Source organism: Prevotella pallens, from assembly GCF_900454935.1.
GTDB lineage: Bacteria > Bacteroidota > Bacteroidia > Bacteroidales > Bacteroidaceae > Prevotella > Prevotella pallens.
Map to the genome: position 1 here is coordinate 1,499,560 of NZ_UGTP01000001.1, position 18,763 is coordinate 1,518,322.

Annotated in this window: 16 protein-coding genes; 2 read left to right on the forward strand and 14 right to left on the reverse strand. The window is 39.7% G+C overall.

The genetic code is table 11. The annotated features are described in order from the left end of the window. Positions 1-20 precede the first annotated feature (20 nt). From DX009_RS06385 to lepA, 6 genes are all read right to left on the reverse strand, one after another. Positions 21-830 (reverse strand): purine-nucleoside phosphorylase, encoded by an 810-nt coding sequence (locus tag DX009_RS06385; protein WP_115083412.1) that lies wholly within the window; start codon positions 828-830, stop codon positions 21-23. Continuing rightward, entirely contained in the window at positions 712-1,902 is a 1,191-nt protein-coding gene (gene lpxK, locus DX009_RS06390) for a tetraacyldisaccharide 4'-kinase (RefSeq protein WP_115083413.1), read from the reverse strand. Before lpxK ends, DX009_RS06385 begins: the two co-directional genes overlap by 119 nt. Before the next feature lie 45 nt (positions 1,903-1,947). After that, positions 1,948-3,717: a signal peptide peptidase SppA gene (gene sppA / locus DX009_RS06395; protein ID WP_115083414.1), complete on the reverse strand. Its 1,770-nt coding sequence runs from the start codon at positions 3,715-3,717 to the stop codon at positions 1,948-1,950. A gap of 533 nt (positions 3,718-4,250) precedes the next feature. Continuing rightward, a complete protein-coding gene (locus tag DX009_RS06400; RefSeq protein WP_115083415.1) occupies positions 4,251-5,564 on the reverse strand; it encodes a DUF3078 domain-containing protein in 1,314 nt (437 codons plus the stop codon). A gap of 32 nt (positions 5,565-5,596) precedes the next feature. After that, positions 5,597-6,190 carry a Crp/Fnr family transcriptional regulator gene (locus tag DX009_RS06405; RefSeq protein ID WP_006044673.1) on the reverse strand — a complete coding sequence of 198 codons (594 nt, stop codon included), beginning with the start codon at positions 6,188-6,190 and terminating at the stop codon, positions 5,597-5,599. Between the two features lie 21 nt (positions 6,191-6,211). Continuing rightward, the gene (gene lepA / locus DX009_RS06410; RefSeq protein WP_040595569.1) at positions 6,212-7,993 is read right to left on the reverse strand and encodes a translation elongation factor 4; all 1,782 of its coding nucleotides are present in this window, start codon (positions 7,991-7,993) and stop codon (positions 6,212-6,214) included. A gap of 124 nt (positions 7,994-8,117) precedes the next feature. Between lepA and DX009_RS06415 the strand changes: the two genes are divergently transcribed. Then, the gene (locus tag DX009_RS06415) at positions 8,118-8,516 is read left to right on the forward strand and encodes a hypothetical protein (protein ID WP_115083416.1); all 399 of its coding nucleotides are present in this window, start codon (positions 8,118-8,120) and stop codon (positions 8,514-8,516) included. A gap of 77 nt (positions 8,517-8,593) precedes the next feature. Here DX009_RS06415 and DX009_RS06420 read toward each other — a convergent pair whose 3' ends face one another. The 8 genes from DX009_RS06420 to DX009_RS06460 all read right to left on the reverse strand — a co-directional run bounded on the left by DX009_RS06420 (position 8,594) and on the right by DX009_RS06460 (position 17,503). Continuing rightward, the gene (locus tag DX009_RS06420; RefSeq protein ID WP_006044422.1) at positions 8,594-9,058 is read right to left on the reverse strand and encodes an HU family DNA-binding protein; all 465 of its coding nucleotides are present in this window, start codon (positions 9,056-9,058) and stop codon (positions 8,594-8,596) included. 1,135 nt (positions 9,059-10,193) lie between these two features. Next, the gene (locus tag DX009_RS06425) at positions 10,194-12,893 is read right to left on the reverse strand and encodes a hypothetical protein (RefSeq protein ID WP_115083417.1); all 2,700 of its coding nucleotides are present in this window, start codon (positions 12,891-12,893) and stop codon (positions 10,194-10,196) included. 105 nt (positions 12,894-12,998) lie between these two features. Next, a complete protein-coding gene (locus DX009_RS06430; protein WP_115083418.1) occupies positions 12,999-13,199 on the reverse strand; it encodes a hypothetical protein in 201 nt (66 codons plus the stop codon). 842 nt (positions 13,200-14,041) lie between these two features. Further along, the gene (locus DX009_RS06440) at positions 14,042-14,524 is read right to left on the reverse strand and encodes an ExbD/TolR family protein (protein ID WP_115083420.1); all 483 of its coding nucleotides are present in this window, start codon (positions 14,522-14,524) and stop codon (positions 14,042-14,044) included. Continuing rightward, positions 14,521-15,060: an ExbD/TolR family protein gene (locus tag DX009_RS06445; protein ID WP_115083421.1), complete on the reverse strand. Its 540-nt coding sequence runs from the start codon at positions 15,058-15,060 to the stop codon at positions 14,521-14,523. Before DX009_RS06445 ends, DX009_RS06440 begins: the two co-directional genes overlap by 4 nt. Then, positions 15,053-15,577, reverse strand: coding sequence for a hypothetical protein (locus tag DX009_RS06450; protein ID WP_115083422.1), 525 nt, complete (start codon positions 15,575-15,577; stop codon positions 15,053-15,055). Before DX009_RS06450 ends, DX009_RS06445 begins: the two co-directional genes overlap by 8 nt. A 3-nt stretch (positions 15,578-15,580) precedes the next feature. Then, positions 15,581-16,423 carry a MotA/TolQ/ExbB proton channel family protein gene (locus DX009_RS06455; protein WP_115083423.1) on the reverse strand — a complete coding sequence of 281 codons (843 nt, stop codon included), beginning with the start codon at positions 16,421-16,423 and terminating at the stop codon, positions 15,581-15,583. Positions 16,424-16,630: 207 nt separating this feature from the next. Beyond that, positions 16,631-17,503: an ATPase gene (locus DX009_RS06460; RefSeq protein ID WP_115083424.1), complete on the reverse strand. Its 873-nt coding sequence runs from the start codon at positions 17,501-17,503 to the stop codon at positions 16,631-16,633. Between the two features lie 485 nt (positions 17,504-17,988). On the opposite strand from DX009_RS06460, the gene kdsA reads away from it, so the two are divergent. Then, complete coding sequence (gene kdsA, locus DX009_RS06465; RefSeq protein ID WP_115083425.1) at positions 17,989-18,747, forward strand: 3-deoxy-8-phosphooctulonate synthase; 759 nt, start codon at positions 17,989-17,991, stop codon at positions 18,745-18,747. Positions 18,748-18,763: the final 16 nt, after the last annotated feature.

The window sequence follows — 18,763 nt, forward strand, 5'->3', positions numbered from 1 at the left end:
TCAATATAGGTTCCTATTATTTAGGCTTGTCTTATTATCTCACGCATAATCTCAGTCATTAAAGGCTGTGCTTTATTAGCTGCCTCTTGAACCTCTTCATGGCTTACTTCTACGGGAGTATCAAATCCACCTAAGTCGGTAATAACACTTATACCAAACACCTTTATATTTGAATGTCGTGCGACTATAACTTCTGGAACAGTACTCATACCAACAGCATCGCCACCCAATATTCTATACATTTTATATTCTGCAGGGGTTTCAAATGTAGGTCCTTGTACACCAACATAAACTCCTGACCTTATTTTAATATTCTTTTCCTTTGCTATTTCTTTAGCTTTGTTTATTAGTTTATGGTCGTATGCTTCGTGCATATCTGGGAAACGAGGTCCAGTGGGGAAATTAGGCCCATGTAAAGGATGTTCAGGAAAGAAATTAATATGATCAGTTATAATCATTAAATCTCCTATCTTGAATTCTGGATTCATACCACCAGAAGCATTAGAAACAAACAACGTTTCAATTCCTAGTTCATACATTACACGTATAGGAAAGGTTACTTCTTGCATATTATATCCTTCGTAATAATGGAAGCGACCTTTCATTGCCAGTATATCTTTGCCACCAAGTTTACCAAAAATTAAGCAACCTGCATGTCCTTCTACAGTAGAAACAGGGAAATTAGGTATATCTTGATAAGAGAACTCGTAGCTATCTGTTATCTCTGAAGCTAATTGTCCGAGACCTGTTCCGAGAATGATTGCGGTTTTCGGACTTGTCTGCATTCTTTCTTTTAGCCAAGATACTGTTTCTTGAATTTTTTTGTACATAGGATAATATTTTTTCATTGAATTTATCTTCTTCGTTAAGCATAAACTTAACTTGTATTGGCAATGCGTATATGTTTTCTCTTACATCATTGTTTAATCCCTCTAAGTTCAAAAGTCGTGCCTTGTCTTTCTCCGTTGTGATAATTATTTTTGGAGGTTTCATCATAGCAAAAGTATCATTAATAACAGCAATGTCTTTGGTATTAAAGGAATGATGGTCAGGGAATATTAATGTTTTCATACGAGATGTATCTGCATATAAACCCATATCAACTTCTAATTGTCGTGGTAAAGCTATACCTGTAAGCAATAATATATTCTTCTTATTTATATCTGCCAATAGAATTTCCCGTTCTTTTGCTACATCTTTAAACACTGGTATAAGATTGCAATACTCGAATGTTGTAAAGAATAGTTCTTGGAAAGGATATAGATTCATTGTTTTACTTAACACTCGATAATCTATAGGGTTTAATTCTTTAGGACATTTTGTTACTATCACAATATCTGCACGATTCTTACCCGAAAGAGGTTCACGTAAACGTCCAGCAGGCAACAACTTATCATAAATAATAAGTCGATGATAGTCTATTAACAGAATATTTATTCCTGGTTTTACATATCGATGCTGAAAAGCATCGTCAAGCAACACTACATCGGTATCTTGGGTCTGCTTATCTTTTATTAGATGGTCTATACCATCACAACGTTTTTTATCTACAGCAACATAAATATTAGGGAATTTATGCTTCATCTGAAAAGGTTCATCTCCTATCATTTCGACAGGTGTATCAATGTTTGCAAGCACATAACCTTTACTCTTTCGCTTATAACCTCTAGATAGAACTGCAACTTGTGCTACATCTTTCAATAATCCTACAAGATATTCTACATGTGGAGTTTTCCCAGCACCACCAACAGTGATATTACCAACAGAAATAACTGGAACATCGAAGCTACGACTTTTCAACACACCGAGGTCAAAAAGTTCATTGCGAATCATTACTCCTAAGCCATAAAGCCAACTTAAAGGTAACAACACTCTGTGTATCTTGATAAAATCGCCTTCCATTCTATTTGCAATATATGTGTTAATGGTTCTATTCCATCTTATTTACTAGTTTATATTAATAATATAAGGTAGTCGCGCCTGAATTGCCGATTGCTGGTTGATTGTGCGCAAGATAGAGAATGGCTGGTAGAATATTCCTAACGATGTATATAATTGTTCGTTAAGATAGTTATCTTGCACACTTTCTCCAAATATTTGGTCAAACCAATTAACTGGTGATGGATAACTAACCTTATAATAGTTATCTATTTTTGCTAATTGTGCAGCCTTCTTCACAGCCTTATCTAATCCACCGAGCTCATCTACCAACTTTATCTTTAATGCATCTTCACCTGTATAAACGTGTCCTTGAGCTATTGCTTCTACTTGAGCCATTGTAAGATTTCTGCCTTGCGCAACTCTATTCTTAAAGGTTGTGTAACCACGGTCTATATACACTTGTAACATTCGCATTTCATCTGGAGTAAGAGGGCGCATTGTTGAACCAAAAGTTCCATTCTTATTAGTTTTCACTTCATCGAACTTAATACCTAACTTCTCTGATGCTAACCCACTAAAATCGGGGAACATTCCAAAGATACCTATTGAGCCTGTAATGGTTGTAGGTTCAGCAACTATCCAGTTTGCAGGAACCGACATATAATAACCTCCTGATGCAGCATAACCTCCCATACTAACAACAACTGGTTTTACCTTCTTTAGTTCCATTATTTGATGCCACATTTGTTCTGATGCAAAGGCTGAGCCTCCGCCTGAATTTACTCTGATAACAACTGCTTTTACATCATCGTCGTCCATTAATTCTTTAAGATCATTACAAACATCTTTTCCTACAATGGAATGCTGATTAAAAGATGTATTCGAAACTGGACTATCAACAATATCTCCATACGCATAGTACACTGCCACTTCGCTACCACCTTTAGCAGGTTCTACCGCTTTTAAATCCGTAAGTGATATTTGGTGAATTTCGTCATCTGAATTAATACCTAACCGCTTCTTTACTTCGTTTCTTACTTGGTCTGTATAAAGAAGCTTGTCTATTAGTTTCATCTTCAGATAGCTGGTGGGATTAGCAAATGTTATTACACTATCTGCATATTCGTTAAGTTTTGCTATAGGAATATTCCTACTCTCGCTAACTCCTTTTAAAAGATATTTCCATATTCCATTTAGATATGTTGAGGTTTGCTGTCTATCGGCATCGCTCATTTTTTCTTCTGTAAACATTTCTGTAGCACTCTTGTATGTACCAACCTTAGACACCTGCATTTTTACTCCAAACTTAGCTAACATATCTTTTAGATAGATACGTTGAGAGGATAAACCATGCCAATCTAACATTCCTTGTGGATTTAAATACACATCATTTGCAACCGAAGCTAAATAATAAGCGCTTTGTGTATAGCTATCGCCATAGGCTACAATCCATTTATGGCTCTTCTTAAAATCTATTAGGGCTTCTCTTATTTCTTGCAACGATGCATAAGAGTTTGGTGCAAAAGCTCCAGCTTCAATATAAATACCTTTTATGTTCTTATTGGTCTTTGCTTTCTCTATACCTGAAAGTACGTCCTCTAAGCTTACTCCGCTTGCAACGTTACCAATAAATTCTGCTATAACATTCTTATCTGAACGTTCGCTTAATGGCCCAGAAAGATTTATCACTAATACTGAATTATTCTCTATTTCGGTTGTACTTTCGCTCGACAGTACCATTCCAAAAATACACACGAAACCAAGAAGCAACGTTACTAACACAAAAAGGAATATGCCAACAAAAGTGGCGAAGACATTCTTAAAAAAGTCCTTCATAAAGGCAAATATTTTATACGTTTTGTTTTAAGTATTGTTGGTGTCAATTGCTAATATCCACCATTTTAATACGATTTGTATGCAAAGATAAACATAAATAGCCAACATTCCAAATTTCAATATAATTCTTTGCTCGTAATAGTCCTTCTACAGATAAATTAGTCAAAGCTTTGTGCTATAATATTCTTTTTTATCCATTTCATTCGTTAAGCGCTCTACATATTTTGTTTGGTTGTTGTGTTGCTTATATTCTTTGTTATTAATGTTTATGGTGTAGGAACAACTAGATATAATAGAAAGAAAATAGCTCACGAACTATCTGTTCAAAATATTAGATATCTGAAACGATTATGACAGATGTCTAAAACGTTTGCGACAGATATCTAAAACAAGCGTGATAGATATCTAATTTGTTCATAAATTGCTAATGGTTGGCTATCAGGATAAGTTCCCCTGTTAAAATACTGTGAAAATATAGTCAAAGCTATCTACTATAAACACAAGAGGTTTCTCGTAAAAAAGTTCTAATTAGATTAAAAGCTGTATTGGAAACCTATAGAAGCAAACTCTCTCATCTGTAAATAGCCATAACGACCATCGTGTGTTACACCATCATCAAATCGAGGATAAATAAACAATTGTGCACCTATAAATCTATTAAATTGCAATCTTATCGTATTTTCCCATTCCACTTCAGTGCGTTTGTAGGTTGTATACGAATATAGACGTGTCTTCCAAGAAAGAGCCTCCATCAGCTGCCACACAAACTCAACAGATAGTTCCGAACCAAAATCGTGGCGTGCATGCCTACCTTTTTCTATACCTAATCGGTCTGCCAAACTTTTTATACGTGTATACTTTGTATTATAAGCCAATGGAGCCAGATGCACATTTCCCTTTAGCTTATGTTCTAACCAATCGATGGTATAATCCATACCCAACGACACATTTATATTTAAAGGAGCTAAAAAGTCTGAATACAGCAAAGGATCATTGGAACGGTAAGAGTGCGTAAATTGTGTATTACCCACAAACTGTACCGAATAATACCATTTCTTAGAGGCTTGTAAACCAAATTTAGAAGTAAGGCGTATAAGGTCTTCGGTTGTTTTGAAACTATGCAAAGTGTCCGATTTAGTACTTTGAATACCAAACTTCAGCTCTAACCGATTATCCCATTTCACCTTCTGCTTATTATTGTAATTCGCTTCGAATATTGCAGAAGATAACACCGAATAGTTGCTTTCTCCTCCTTTATACCAATTACCCGAAACATAGTTCTGCAACAATTGCAGCGAATAATCGCCCTTATAAGTCCAAAAGTCTGGCTTTCTAATAAGTACTTCAACAGGTGAGAAAGTAGACTCTACTGGTGCTGGCGCAACCTTATCTACTATCTCAACTTCACGTTGTATAGGCGTTTCAACTTCTACAGTGGTTGTTTGTTTTCCTCTAAGCTCATTGGCTGTGGTGCTTACTAACGATGGTGAATATAAATAGATATCTAAAAGTTGTTTGTTATAAGCATCATTTTCTTTTAAAGAGAATGCATTGTCTACTATATTTCTATAATAGGTAACAGGTAGAAACAATTGAGCAGAACGAAAAACATTGCCTTTATAATTTGCTCCTTGCCTATTAGCTTGAGAAAATATCTTATTCTCGGTTAAAGTCAATGAATCCATATAAGCATTAAGCACAACATCTAAAGCTGTATGATTTACTTTCTTTATAGAAGCCGTACTACCACTAATTTGCTTAGTAGAGGAAACACTTGTATTCTCTTGTGCAGATACTGCCAAAGTGAAACACATAACAATTAAACAAGAGTAGATTTTATACGCCATCGTTTTTTACTATAATTCTTTAGAAGAATAAACTATTCTAACAATGTAGCTGCACGAACACGACTGAGAGTCTCTGGTGTCATTTGTAAATAGCTGGCAATATAAACTAATGGTGCACGCAATATAACTTGCGGACTTAGTTTACACATTTTCTTATATCGGTCTTGTGCTGTTTCAAAACGAACCAGGTCGGCGTGAACTTGTGAGATTATTAAACTTTCTTCTAATATCTTTCTATAAAGTATTTGTATATTCACGTTGTGTAATGCTACTTGTTCTAATCGTAGTTTTGGCAGTGCATATACTGTAGTTGGTTCTATTGCTTCCACTTGCAACTTTGTAGCTTCTTCGCGGAAAAGGCTTTCAATGCACATAAAGACGGTTCGGTCTTCGCCTAAATGCTCTGTTATCTGCTTTCCATTCTTAAAATAGAACTGACGAACAAGTCCATGTTCAATGTAATAGATGTTTTCGCACACCTCGCCTTCTTTCAATATCATTTCGCCTTTAGCGAACTTCATTGGCACAAGAATACTCTCGAGCGTATCGAGTTCCTCGTGTGTCATTGTGCTGTACTTTCGGGCTAGCTCGCGTGCAATATCTCTGGTTTCAAAGGTTTCTTTCATTTTTATACTCCTTTATTGGTTTTAATCTAACTTTAATACGGCTAAGAATGCTTTTTGGGGCACTTGCACATTGCCCACTTGCTTCATACGCTTCTTGCCTTTCTTTTGTTTTTCTAACAGTTTACGCTTACGGCTGACATCGCCACCGTAGCATTTTGCAGTAACATCTTTCCGAACCTGTTTCACCGTTTCGCGTGCAACTATTTTTCCACCGATAGCTGCTTGTATTGCTATGTCGAATTGTTGGCGTGGTATCAGCTCTTTTAACTTTTCGCACATTCGTCTACCAAATGTTACGGCATTGCTTTCGTGCGTAAGGGTAGATAGAGCATCTACAGGTTCACCATTCAAAAGTATATCGAGTTTTGCTAGTTTAGATGGACGGAACGAATCTATATGATAATCGAAAGATGCATATCCTTTGGAAATGCTCTTTAACTTATCGTAGAAATCGATAACTATTTCGCCTAATGGAATCATAAATATCAGTTCCAAGCGGTTACCACTAACGTAGTTCTGACTTACCAATTCGCCGCGCTTATCAAGACAAAGCGTCATTATTGGTCCGATATATTCGCTCGATGTTATAATAGAGGCTTTTATATAGGGTTCTTCTATATGGTCTATCATTGTTGGGTCTGGCAAACCTGATGGATTGTGCACTTCCTTGCTTTCGCCTAACTTGTCGTACACCATATAGCTTACGTTGGGCACAGTGGTTATAACGTCCATGTTGAACTCACGGTCCAATCGTTCTTGTATTATCTCCATGTGCAACAAACCTAAGAAACCGCAGCGAAATCCAAAGCCTAATGCTTGCGAGCTTTCTGGAGAAAATGTTAGCGAGGCATCGTTTAGTTGTAGTTTCTCGAGCGATGCGCGCAGGTTTTCGTAATCGTTAGGGTCTATAGGATAAACACCAGCAAACACCATTGGTTTTACTAACTGGAATCCTTCTATGGCTTTATCGCACGGACTGCTCACGTGTGTTACAGTATCGCCCACTTTTACTTCACGTGCATTTTTTATTCCCGATATAATGTATCCTACTTCGCCTGTTGTTAATTCGTTCTTAGGCTTCATTTCCATTTTCAGAACTCCCACCTCATCGGCGTCGTATTCCATTCCTGTCTGCACAAACTTCACCTTGTCGCCTTTACGAATAGTCCCATTCGTTACTTTGCATAAGGTTATAATGCCACGGAACGAATTAAAGATAGAATCGAAAATAAGTGCTTGCAAAGGTGCTTTTGTGTCGCCTTTGGGAGCTGGAATACGCTCTACTATGGCTCGCAATATTTCTGGCACGCCTTCGCCAGTTTTTCCACTCGCCCTAATAATGTCGCTACGTTCGCAACCTATAAGGTCTACTATTTCGTCTTCCACCTCTTCGGGCATTGCGTTGGGCATATCAATCTTGTTGATTACTGGTATAATCTCAAGATTATTGTCAATTGCCATATACAAATTTGATATGGTTTGTGCCTGAACACCTTGCGTAGAGTCTACTATAAGCAGTGCACCCTCGCATGCAGCAATACTTCTCGACACTTCGTAAGAAAAGTCTACGTGTCCCGGAGTATCTATAAGGTTTAAAACATATTTCTGTCCGTCTTGTTCATACTCCATCTGTATAGCATGGCTCTTAATGGTTATACCGCGTTCGCGCTCTAAATCCATATCGTCAAGCATCTGCCCTTCTGTTACTTTGATAGTTTTGGTGTATTCTAACAAACGGTCGGCAAGTGTAGACTTACCGTGGTCTATATGTGCTATAATGCAGAAATTTCTTATCTGATTCATTAAGATTGTTGTCTTTTGGTATGCAAATTTAAGAATAAAAGCGAGAAATACAAAAGAACCAATCATAAAATTGCTCAAAAACACCTACCTTTGCACACGTTAATACATATATCACAACAGAATTATGAAGTTTATTAAGATGCTTTTCATTGTTATTGGCTGCACTTCGCTTATGTGTTGCCAAGAGAGTTTAGAAGACAGAGCAGCGAAAGAATGTAAGGAATATACACAAAAGCACTGCCCCACTCCTATGGTTAATAACACACGAATGGACAGTATGACATACGAACCGCAAACTCGCACCATTCACTACTATTATTCTATCTACAACGAGGGCGATAACAAAGCTAATGTTGAGGCTAACAAACAATTACTGCAACAAATCCTGCTCAATGGTATTAAAACCGATACGGCATCGAAACTTTACAAAGAGGCTGGCTTTAATTTCCGTTTTACTTACCGCTCTGGTAAAAATCCTAAAACTATATTGTTAGACGAGACTTATAAAAAAGGTCAATACTAAGCCATAGCTAACAGTACTACTAACGCCCTTGTTCCTTTGCAAAACAAGGGCGCTACCGTTAATGCTAATATTGAGACTTACGGGTGTGGTTGTCCGCCACCGCCTTCGGGTTTCTTTGGGTCGGCTTCTTTTTCTTTGCCTTTCCATTCGTTCCACTCAATGTCTACGTCCGATAAACCTCGGGTAGACACCCTGCCCTTTCCTGCTCCACGATATCGGGTTTCGGGAATAAAGCGCACACGAACGCCACTAATTTGGTTCGCCGATACTTCTTTCTCCGTTGCCACACCGTTCTTGTTTGTAACAGCCGTAAAGTAGAACGAACCTACACCGTCCAGCTTCACCGAACGACCTTGTGCCATAAAATCGCCCATCACACCGCCCAATGCCGTCAGCACTGCACGCACATCGGCAGGACTTACCGTCGATTCTGCTGCCAGACGTTTTGCCACTTGGTCTGTTGTTGCCGGACTCGATACTAAAACGGCTTTAGGATACCATTTGCCGTTCACTTTCATTTTGGTCTTCTTATAAAATGCCATAATAAAAATTTGTTAAGCCGAAAGCCCCAATTGTTAATATCAACGAAATGTACTGCCGTGCCCCACGGGTCCTACTGCCGTGCCCCACGAGTCCTACACCCGTGCCTTACGGGTCCTACACCCGTCAGAATATAAAATTGTAGCCCTTCGGCTGAGTTATATAAATTGTTTGTTTATACTCGCATTCGAGATTTTCTCCAACACGAGTTTTATACCGTATGTTTGCGGACATCTCAAAGAATTGTGAGCGTATTTACATAATTCGTTACGGACGGGCGCGATGAATCGGACCCCTACGCCTACGGAATGTGCGCTGCGGATTGTTCACGTACACCAACATTTACCCACGTACACCAACGTTTACACCACGTGCACCCACTGTGATGCGTGATTGCATTTATACAATTCGGTGTGAACGGGCGCGATGAATCGGCCCCTACGCCTACGGAATGTACGCTGCAATTGTTTATGTACAATCAATGTTTATTCCACGTGTACACAATATTTGTCCCAACATCACGCTGCGGATTGTCCTCGTACACCAACGTTTACCCACGTGCACCCATTGTGATATGTGGTTGCATTTATACAATTCGGTGTGAACGGGCGCGATGAATCGGTCCCCTACGCCTACGGAATGTACTCTGCGACTGTTTATGCGCAACCAATGTTTATTCCACGAACACGTAATATTTACCCACGTACACCAACGTTTATACCACGTACACCCACTGTGATGCATGATTGCATTTATACAATTCGGTGCGGACGGGCGCGATAAATCGGTCCCCTACGCCTACGGAATGTGCGCTACAATTGTTTATGTACAATCTATGTTTACACCACGAACACGTAATATTTGTCCACGTACACCAAGTTTTACACCCACGTACACCCACTGTAGGGGCCGATTTATCGTGCCCGCATATCACGGAATACACGGTGTGGGTATTTATTTGTTTCATTAATTTTGTTTTTCATTTGTGCCATAGTATCTGTGCACTCATGATATTCTTATTTTAGAAGTGTGGCACCGACTCACGTCGCCGCCACACATTGAATTAAAATAGATTAACTGAAACTATTTATATTTCTAATACGGACATGCCGCCTGCAAATAAATCCAATGAATCAATTATTCTGAAACGGGACGTACCGCAAACGTATACGACCGACTGTCATTGTCTTGATACTTTATGGTGCTCCAGTAGAGGTGCAGGCTGCGACCATCGTATATGTTGTACGGGACTGCCGACCAATAGTAACCGGCGCCTTCAAAGAGCGTACAATAGATGTAGTGGCGACCACCCGAAGCAGGAAAGAAAATGGTAGCAGTCTTACTATTGTTGGTCCAGAAATTATGACCGTAAGCAGCATAATATTTCTGACTATCAGTAGTGTCGTCAGCGTTGGCAGGGCTATTATTCCCATTGCTGGCGAATCTAGTAAAGGCATTACTTGCAGGCATCTTGAAACCTATAGGGCAAGGATCGTAAACAGTCTTGACAACGGCATTGTCGTTCCAACCAGTAGTGATGTTATCGGCAGACCAAAGGTTGTAGTAAGAGTAACCAGCAGGAGGAGTATCATACCAAGAGCCACCGAATCTATAGAAGTTTTGTGGATTCTGAATGCTATTTGTTATAGACATATGATCCCCAGCATCCTTAGTGAATGAACCATTAGGAATTACGTCTGTACCTGGAAAAGCATCCTTACGCCCAAATTGGTAGAGTGTTGTATAACCTTTCCTTGTGTTACCTGGTTTCTGAACTATGGATATATCTGTGAACAACTTCATTCCATTGTTAGCAACAGAATGTTCGACACGGATCTTGACAGTACGAGGTTTTTGGTATATAGTGCCATTCCACTTAGTAGGCTTCCAACCGATAGTTTCAGTAGTGAAGTTATACTTTATACCTTGATAGTTTGTAACTTCAATCTTATCGAGCGCACTCTGTGGTGCAAACCATAAGTGCCAGGACCAAACGACTACACCACCTCTGGTAACAGCAACGACAGCGTTACCACTCTTGATGTCTGATGGTTTTACTTCAAAATCAAGATAAGCATTCCCTCCATCTTGCTTGATAGGAGAAGCTGATAAATGTACTAGATTTGCTTCATCAGCCCAAACAATCTTTGCACCATCTATGCCAGCATTGGCGCCGCCGTTGGTCTTTTCTATCCAAGGATTATCAATATTATTGCCAAGGTGATCTTTGAAATTAGTAAGAATATAAGTACCAGTATTGCTGGTTTTGTAAGAACTCGGGTTATCGCTACCATTCTTGATAGCATTACCATAAACAAGTGGTATGCGATAGTGACCAGGGGCAGAGATAACGTAACAGTTGGCAGTGTTCTCAACAGCAGCAGCACCTGTGCTGTTAGACAAATTGTAAGGGACAGAAGCAGAACCTAAAGGAGTGGCATTTTTTAATCCGTCGTTGCGAACCTTTAGCATGTCTATCATTTCTGCCTTTTTAAGAGTAGCCGTACCTGATTCTGCTGAGTAAGGAGCACCATCTCCGCTTTCCTTGCTAAGACTGGTTAGCCAATCTGGCTTGTTAGTTGTCCAAGTTGCACCGTTATCAACACTGTAGCCAATGACTTTCCAAGGCACTGCTTGGCGTGTGCCATTATTCTCTCGATAACTTGTGATGGTGTAGGGACCTGATGTCTCCTGGTCGTAAGCTAGTGCATTTGCCGGGTTAGTAGAAGTAAGCACGTAGTTCCAGTTGGAATTTGTCTGGCTAAGTTTATATGTGCGTGTTGTTCCTGCCTTCCATTCGCCTTTCAATACAACGTCGATTACAGTACCATCGGTGCAGTGAACATTCACCTTTACGTTCTTGCCCGTGAGCACCTGTGGTATCATGTAGAACGTGAAGTTGTCGCCCGTGTTGCCCATAATGGTTACGTTAGGGTTACGGCTCGTGCTCACGCTTACACCAGAAAGGGTCGCCGTACCACGAGTGTCGGCAGAGTGATCCCAGTCGGCACCTGTACCATTAAACTCGTTTGAGAGCTTGTACTTGCTCTTCATAATGGCATTGCGAATCTCAACCTTATCAATGGTTTTGTTCCATGAAAGGTTCTGACCCACAGCAAAGCGGATAGCGGTAAGTGCGTGGCGGAAGTCGAGGCTGGTTGTAGGCTGCTCAAACTGTGTTGCATAATGCACCTCGCCTGTACATGCCGTCATAAAGTCCTTCTGATCTCTGACGTTAGGCTCTACCGTGAAGTCAACACTGGGGGCATTGTCGGTAGAAGCCATATCGTTGATGGTAAGTTTTGAATAACTATCCTTAGAAGGATAAACAGCAAAGAAACGTGCCCAAGGCTGAGCAATAGACCAACGTATAGGGGTATAGAGTTCGCCGTTGCTCTTGGTTTTCGCAGCTTTGAACCACTCGGGTGTTGTCAATATGCTTGTTGCTGCAACACCACGGATACCAGTTGAAGAGAAGTCGCCACTGATAGCAGTTGCTATTTGGGCACGTGTGTGGGCGTCTGCCTTTACTGGGTTTACGCCTTCTACGGTGGTTTCAATTAAACACACGTCTATGTTGCGGTTGCTGTGTGCTGCGAGTTTGTGTCCGGCAAGGTCGGCAGTGGTAATGCCGTTGGCAATGGCTCCGCGTGTCATTTCCAGTCCACGATTTACGGCTTGTTCCTGCACGTCGTTTATGCTGAAACGCACAAGGGCGTCGCCGTCGTTTCCTTGATTGGGGTTTATATCATCGTCGGCACACGATGTTACCGATAGCGCAATTCCACCCACCAAGAGTGAAGAGAGCGCATAATGGAAAATACTTTTCTTCGTCATATTGTTTTCCTTTTTTAATCTTTTGTTAGTTACTTGTTTTGTTTGGTTTCTAGAGTTCCTAGGATTCCTAGGGCTCCCAGGAAAGCTAAAGCTACTTAGTTTTGCTTAACCCTCCAAGTCGTCGTCAGGGTTATTATCGTCTGGTGTATGTGGAACCACATTAATTGTTCCTGGCGTCTGGCTTCCTGAACCGCCACCACCTGGGCGTACTTGTGGACTTTGTACCAATAAGTGGCTTTCTTCGTCGATACTAAGTATCGATACATCGGGCTGTAAATAGTCCTTTCTTTTTTTGTTTTCTTTCATAATCTCATTCTTTTATGCAATTATTATATTTAAAAGGGTATGAGGCTATACAGTGGCATAAACCCCATAGATGTTTTTTATGTTTTTACGAGATAAAATTGTGCTTATTTCTCTCTTGAGTTGTAAACAGCAGGGCACAAAAAAAGAACAAAGGAAACTCCTGCGAGTCCTTTGTTTACTATGGTTTGCACGGCACGCTTCGCGCGCGCGTACGAAAAAGTGGAAAGTTTTGTTTACGCCTGCATTACTAGAGAGAGAGAGAGAGAGAGAGAGAGAGAGAGAGAGAGTATACAAATATTTGGAACTACCAAATATTTAGCAATCTTTTTTTCGTTTTTCTCCTCGTACTTTTGCAAGCCACATATAGATGCAACACTATTTACACCTTTATTATATAAGGTGTGAAACAACGTTATAATATGTAGATTTACTTGCATTCTTGTTAAATCTGGCTTAATTTGGTGGCAAAGGTAATAATAATATCTAAAAACTACAAACAATATGAGAAAAAATAATAAATATTGTGCATTCTCTCACCATAAATAGTTAGTATTGTTCTAAACACGTGGGTGCAATTACATAATTCGGTGCGGACGGGCGCGATGAATCGGACCCCTACGCCTACGGAATGTACGCTGCGATTGTTACGTACACCCAATGTGTATCCTCGTACACGTAATATTTACCCACGTACACCAATGTTTACACCCACGTACACCCATTGTAGGGAGCTGATTTATCGTGCCCCATATCACGGAACACACGCTGTGGATTGTCCACGCACACCAATGTTTATTTGCAAATGCCCTATATACTAAAGTGTGGCTCTCGTGCAATTTGCACTAATAAGATGTGGTGGTATTATGTTTCTTGAATGTGGCAGCAAAGTTTACTTTCAGCACATTGCTTTCGCGCAAACTCTGCTTAATATTGTTTATCATTCCCATTGGTGTGTTCTTGTCGGCACGCACGCTGGCACTCATTTGCTTTCTATCGACTGCCGACATAGTTTGTCGTTCTTTTGCAAGATAGCCTTTTATATCCTTCAAATCAACAATCTTGTCGTTCAGCTGCACACACATACTATCGCCTATAGCATTACCAGTAGCATTGGTGGGTGTACCTATATATATATAAGATATGGCAGACTTCTTTACCAGCTTTGTTAGCTCAGTTCCCTGCGGTACCTGATATTTCACTTTGACGGTGGTTTTACGCATGTGGGTAACAAGCATAAAGAAGAACAAGATGGTGAAAATAAGGTCGGGCAACGAAGCTGTGTTCAGTTCTGGAATATTGTGTTTACGACGTCGATAGATGCTCATTGGTTGCCTCCTTTCTGTGTTTTTGCATTCTCTGTAGTATAAACCTCTGATATGCGTTGCGGTATTTCGTCGGCAATCTGTTCCTGCTGTTCGGCAGAACAAAGTTGATAGAGTTTGCCATACAGCTGTTCGGCTCGCTTATTGCGCAAATCGTTATAGGCTGCAACTATTTCGTTCTGAAGTGAGAAGTAAGTATTATACGAAGCATGTGAATCTGCCTGAAGCTGAATAATGTGCTCTTTACCCTTAGGTGCAACAAAGTTGGCTACAGTTTTCCTTACAGTAGCCAATGCAATAGGCTTATTGTTTAGCAGCAACTTGTTGTTATCAAGTATCTGAAAGCGCAACACCAGTCGTTCGTCTACCATAGATTGGATTTCTTTCTGTTGCTTCTCTATCGGTGGAAGCGTGCGTTCCAATCCATTGTCTACCTCCATTGATGTAGTAACCAAGAATAGTATGAGCAACATAAACGATATGTCGGCTGTAGAAGAGGTGTTTAAGCCTGGAACTTTTCGTTTAGCACGTTTAAACATTGGCGTTTTTATTTTTCTTTCTATAATAGCGTGTCGCACCAAAAGCTGTTACAGCTATTGCAACAAGAAGCAACACTATTGATGATGTAACAAACATATCGGAAACCTTCAACCAGAATGTATCGGTATAGTTTGCGCCATTTATAAGCATAGGACGAGAAGAACCGAAGACAAACGACAACACAAGGCACAAAAGTGTTGTGCCAAACACGACTATGGATATTTTGTAAGTAGGAATACCATTCACCACACGTTGCTTAACAGACATTGTTCGTGCAGTACGAATTAACGACACGACCATTGTGAGAACTGCCAACCCGAAGAGAATCCACATAAATATAAGAAGCACATCGGTGAACAATGGAGCATTGAAAGAAGGGTCGCCAGCAAATGGAGTATAGAAGCCTACCGAGAAGAACAGCACGAACACAAGTGAAATAACGCCTATTAAGACGTACAGAATGCGTTGCGATATTCGCTCTTCTGCCCATTTAGAAAGTTTATTTCTCACGTTCATAGTCTATCGTTTCAGTTTATACACAACAATGGCATCTAACAACGATATGGCAGACTCTTCCATCTGAGCCGTAAGGTGTTCTATCTTAGAAAGTATGTAGTTGTAGAATATCTGTAGAACCAAAGCTACAATAATACCAAAGATGGTGGTTATAAGTGCCACTTTCATTCCCGAAGCTACAATGGTAGGACTAATATCGCCTGCAATTTGTATTTGGTCGAAAGCCATTACCATTCCAATCACCGTACCAAGGAAACCTAACGATGGTGCCATTGCTATAAAGAGTGTTACCCACGAACAACCTTTCTCTAAATTAGCACTCTGCACACTGCCGTATGAAGCTACGCTACGTTCTATATCCTCGATAGAACTATCTATACGCAACAATCCTTGATAGCAGATAGAAGCTACGGGACCACGCGTGTTTCGGCTAAGTTCTTTTGCTTGTTCTATATCGTTAGCAACAATCAGGTCGGTTAGTTTCCCCATAAAACGCTTGGCATCAATCTCCGAAAGACTTAGATAGATAATGCGCTCTATGCAAAAAGCTAAACCTAAAACCAAAGCCAAAGCCACAAGCGACATAAAGCCTGCATTACCATCAATAAACTTTTGCTTAAGCATTTGGTGAAACCCCATATTGTCTGCAGATGGCTTTTGTGTTTCAGTAGCCCCTGCATCTGCTTCAAGTTCATCGAGTGCATCGCTATTCTGTGCATCTTTGCTTACTGTGGTTGCTACATTTGTTTGCTGTTGAGTGGTGGTTTTGTTTTGTGCAACGCTACCCAACGGACAAGCTAACAGGGTGGTTGCGAAGATTGCAAAACAAGCAATTACTTTTTTCATATTGTTATTTGTTTCTAATGTTCTATACTATTAAATGTTGAATGAGCCTAATTGGTACATTTTCTCATAATCTTTAACCTACACTATGACTCTTATTATATTGGCGAGCCAAAAATACTAATTTTATGAATAATCACCAAACTATAGGCAGAATATATTTCAGAATGACGTATTAGCCTAACAAATGCGTTGAAAAACTTAGTACATTTATTGTTGTCTATTTTTATGATAAGCTAACATTCCGTGAATAGGCGACTGTTCTACCTTATTTACCACAAAGCCGTATTTTGCTGCTGCTACTTCGAATGCATTGCGAAAATAGTAGGCTATGCTACCTATAGCCGACACTTCTTTAACACCGTAACGAGCATATTTGCACACATTGTGCTTAAAAAAGTTGTCGAAATTATGCTGCACCAAGCTTGCTAATTCTGGCAAATCTAAATGTTTATAGACGAACTTTGAGGTAGAAGCGAGAAACCTATTGGCTAAAGGCTTACGATAAACCTTTTCTATTATTTCTGCATAGGTAATATTCTCTTCATTAAGATATAATTCCCGAATATGTGTAGGCAGGTCGCCTTTAAATATACCGTTTATAAAAAGCTTTCCTAATGCTGCTCCGCTACCCTCATCGCCTAAGATGTAACCTAATGGCGGAACATTCTCTACCATTTTTTCGCCATCGTAGAAACAGCTGTTCGACCCAGTTCCCAATATACAAGCTATGCCTGGCTTACTGCCACACAACGCCCGAGCAGCACCAAGCAAATCGCCAGCCACCTCAATATTGGCTTCTGCAAAGATACCAGACAAGCAACCTTGCATTTTGGGCAATACGCTTTCGGTACAACCCGCACCATAGAATGCAACATACTTAATTAGGTTTGCAGCCTCAACATTATCTAAAATAGATGCTAATAGAGGCAATACCTCGTTTTTCAATATAAGTTCTATTTCGATATCCGATTGATGAAAAGGATTTATTCCCTGCGTTGAAACCACTCTACTGTTACCATTGTTACCAGTATATACAATCCAATCCGTCTTTGTGCTACCGCTATCTGCTATCAATATCATACGTTCCGTTTTGGTTGCAAAAGTACAAAAAACTTCACTATTAAGCACTCCTACAGTATTATAAAGTCTTAATTAATATCTACTGAAGCTATGCTTTTTTGAGCAAGAATATAAACTGTTATATAGGAAACAAACAAGAATATTATAAGTATTGCCTACTGTTTAGATAGTAAGCAAAGAGAACATCTCAAATGTTTAGAGAAATTGGTTAAATATAGTAACGCTTGTTTTAGATATCTATCACGATCGTTACAGATATCTATCGCATTCGTCTCAGATATCTGTAAGTTGCAAATTAGATATCACAAAAAACAACACGCTTTATGAGGCTGTATAACAATACCTAAAACATATTTTCGTTAGTATACACTAATAAGTTAGGCAGATGGTTTGCATATTCACCTTATTATATATACCTTTGCATCAGTAAATGGCTTAACAAGCCCTCTTTCCATACATTCTTTACATTACATATTGCGTCTTAAATGAGTAATAAAAATATTTACATTGCAGGACCGTGCGTCATAGAGAGCCAAGAACTCTTAAACACCGTAGCCGAGGAACTAGTACGCCTGAACAAAAAATATGGTATCGACATAATATTCAAAGCCAGTTTCGATAAGGCAAATCGCACCAGCCTAAAATCTTTCCGCGGTCCAGGTATAACGAAAGGACTTGCAATGTTGCAAGAAATAAAAAATAAATACGGTTTACGACTACTCACCGACATCCATGAAAGCAATCAAGCAGAAGCTGTTGGCAAAGTAGTAGACGTCATTCAGATACCTGCTTTTTTATGTAGACAAACCGACTTACTTGTTGCAGCCGCTAAAACAGGAAAAATTGTGAATATTAAGAAAGCACAATTCCTAAGCGGAAGAGATATGAAATATCCAGTAGAGAAATGCGTAGACAGCGGAGCAAAAGAAGTATGGCTTACAGAACGTGGCAATAGCTTTGGCTACAACAATTTGGTTGTAGACTTTCGGAATATTCCAGATATGCAAGAATTTAGCGAAACAGTTATTATGGATTGTACACACAGCGTTCAACGTCCAAGTGCAGGCAACGGAAAAACTGTGGGCGATCGTAAATTTGTGCCTTCAATGGCATTAGCAGCCAAAGCTTTTGGAGCAAATGGATACTTCTTCGAAGTGCACCCCATTCCAGACCAAGGACTAAGCGATGCTGCAAATATGTTGGAATTAACGAAATTAGATGACCTAATCGGACAACTACAATAGAGCAAGGAAAAAATAA

Bases quoted from the DNA above. Each gene is read 5' to 3' on its own strand.
- DX009_RS06385 (WP_115083412.1), bottom strand. From the start codon at position 830: ATGTACAAAAAAATTCAAGAAACAGTATCTTGGCTAAAAGAAAGAATG.
- lpxK (WP_115083413.1), bottom strand. From the start codon at position 1,902: ATGGAAGGCGATTTTATCAAGATACACAGAGTGTTGTTACCTTTAAGT.
- sppA (WP_115083414.1), bottom strand. From the start codon at position 3,717: ATGAAGGACTTTTTTAAGAATGTCTTCGCCACTTTTGTTGGCATATTC.
- DX009_RS06400 (WP_115083415.1), bottom strand. From the start codon at position 5,564: ATGGCGTATAAAATCTACTCTTGTTTAATTGTTATGTGTTTCACTTTG.
- DX009_RS06405 (WP_006044673.1), bottom strand. From the start codon at position 6,190: ATGAAAGAAACCTTTGAAACCAGAGATATTGCACGCGAGCTAGCCCGA.
- lepA (WP_040595569.1), bottom strand. From the start codon at position 7,993: ATGAATCAGATAAGAAATTTCTGCATTATAGCACATATAGACCACGGT.
- DX009_RS06415 (WP_115083416.1), top strand. From the start codon at position 8,118: ATGAAGTTTATTAAGATGCTTTTCATTGTTATTGGCTGCACTTCGCTT.
- DX009_RS06420 (WP_006044422.1), bottom strand. From the start codon at position 9,058: ATGGCATTTTATAAGAAGACCAAAATGAAAGTGAACGGCAAATGGTAT.
- DX009_RS06425 (WP_115083417.1), bottom strand. From the start codon at position 12,893: ATGACGAAGAAAAGTATTTTCCATTATGCGCTCTCTTCACTCTTGGTG.
- DX009_RS06430 (WP_115083418.1), bottom strand. From the start codon at position 13,199: ATGAAAGAAAACAAAAAAAGAAAGGACTATTTACAGCCCGATGTATCG.
- DX009_RS06440 (WP_115083420.1), bottom strand. From the start codon at position 14,524: ATGAGCATCTATCGACGTCGTAAACACAATATTCCAGAACTGAACACA.
- DX009_RS06445 (WP_115083421.1), bottom strand. From the start codon at position 15,060: ATGTTTAAACGTGCTAAACGAAAAGTTCCAGGCTTAAACACCTCTTCT.
- DX009_RS06450 (WP_115083422.1), bottom strand. From the start codon at position 15,577: ATGAACGTGAGAAATAAACTTTCTAAATGGGCAGAAGAGCGAATATCG.
- DX009_RS06455 (WP_115083423.1), bottom strand. From the start codon at position 16,423: ATGAAAAAAGTAATTGCTTGTTTTGCAATCTTCGCAACCACCCTGTTA.
- DX009_RS06460 (WP_115083424.1), bottom strand. From the start codon at position 17,503: ATGATATTGATAGCAGATAGCGGTAGCACAAAGACGGATTGGATTGTA.
- kdsA (WP_115083425.1), top strand. From the start codon at position 17,989: ATGAGTAATAAAAATATTTACATTGCAGGACCGTGCGTCATAGAGAGC.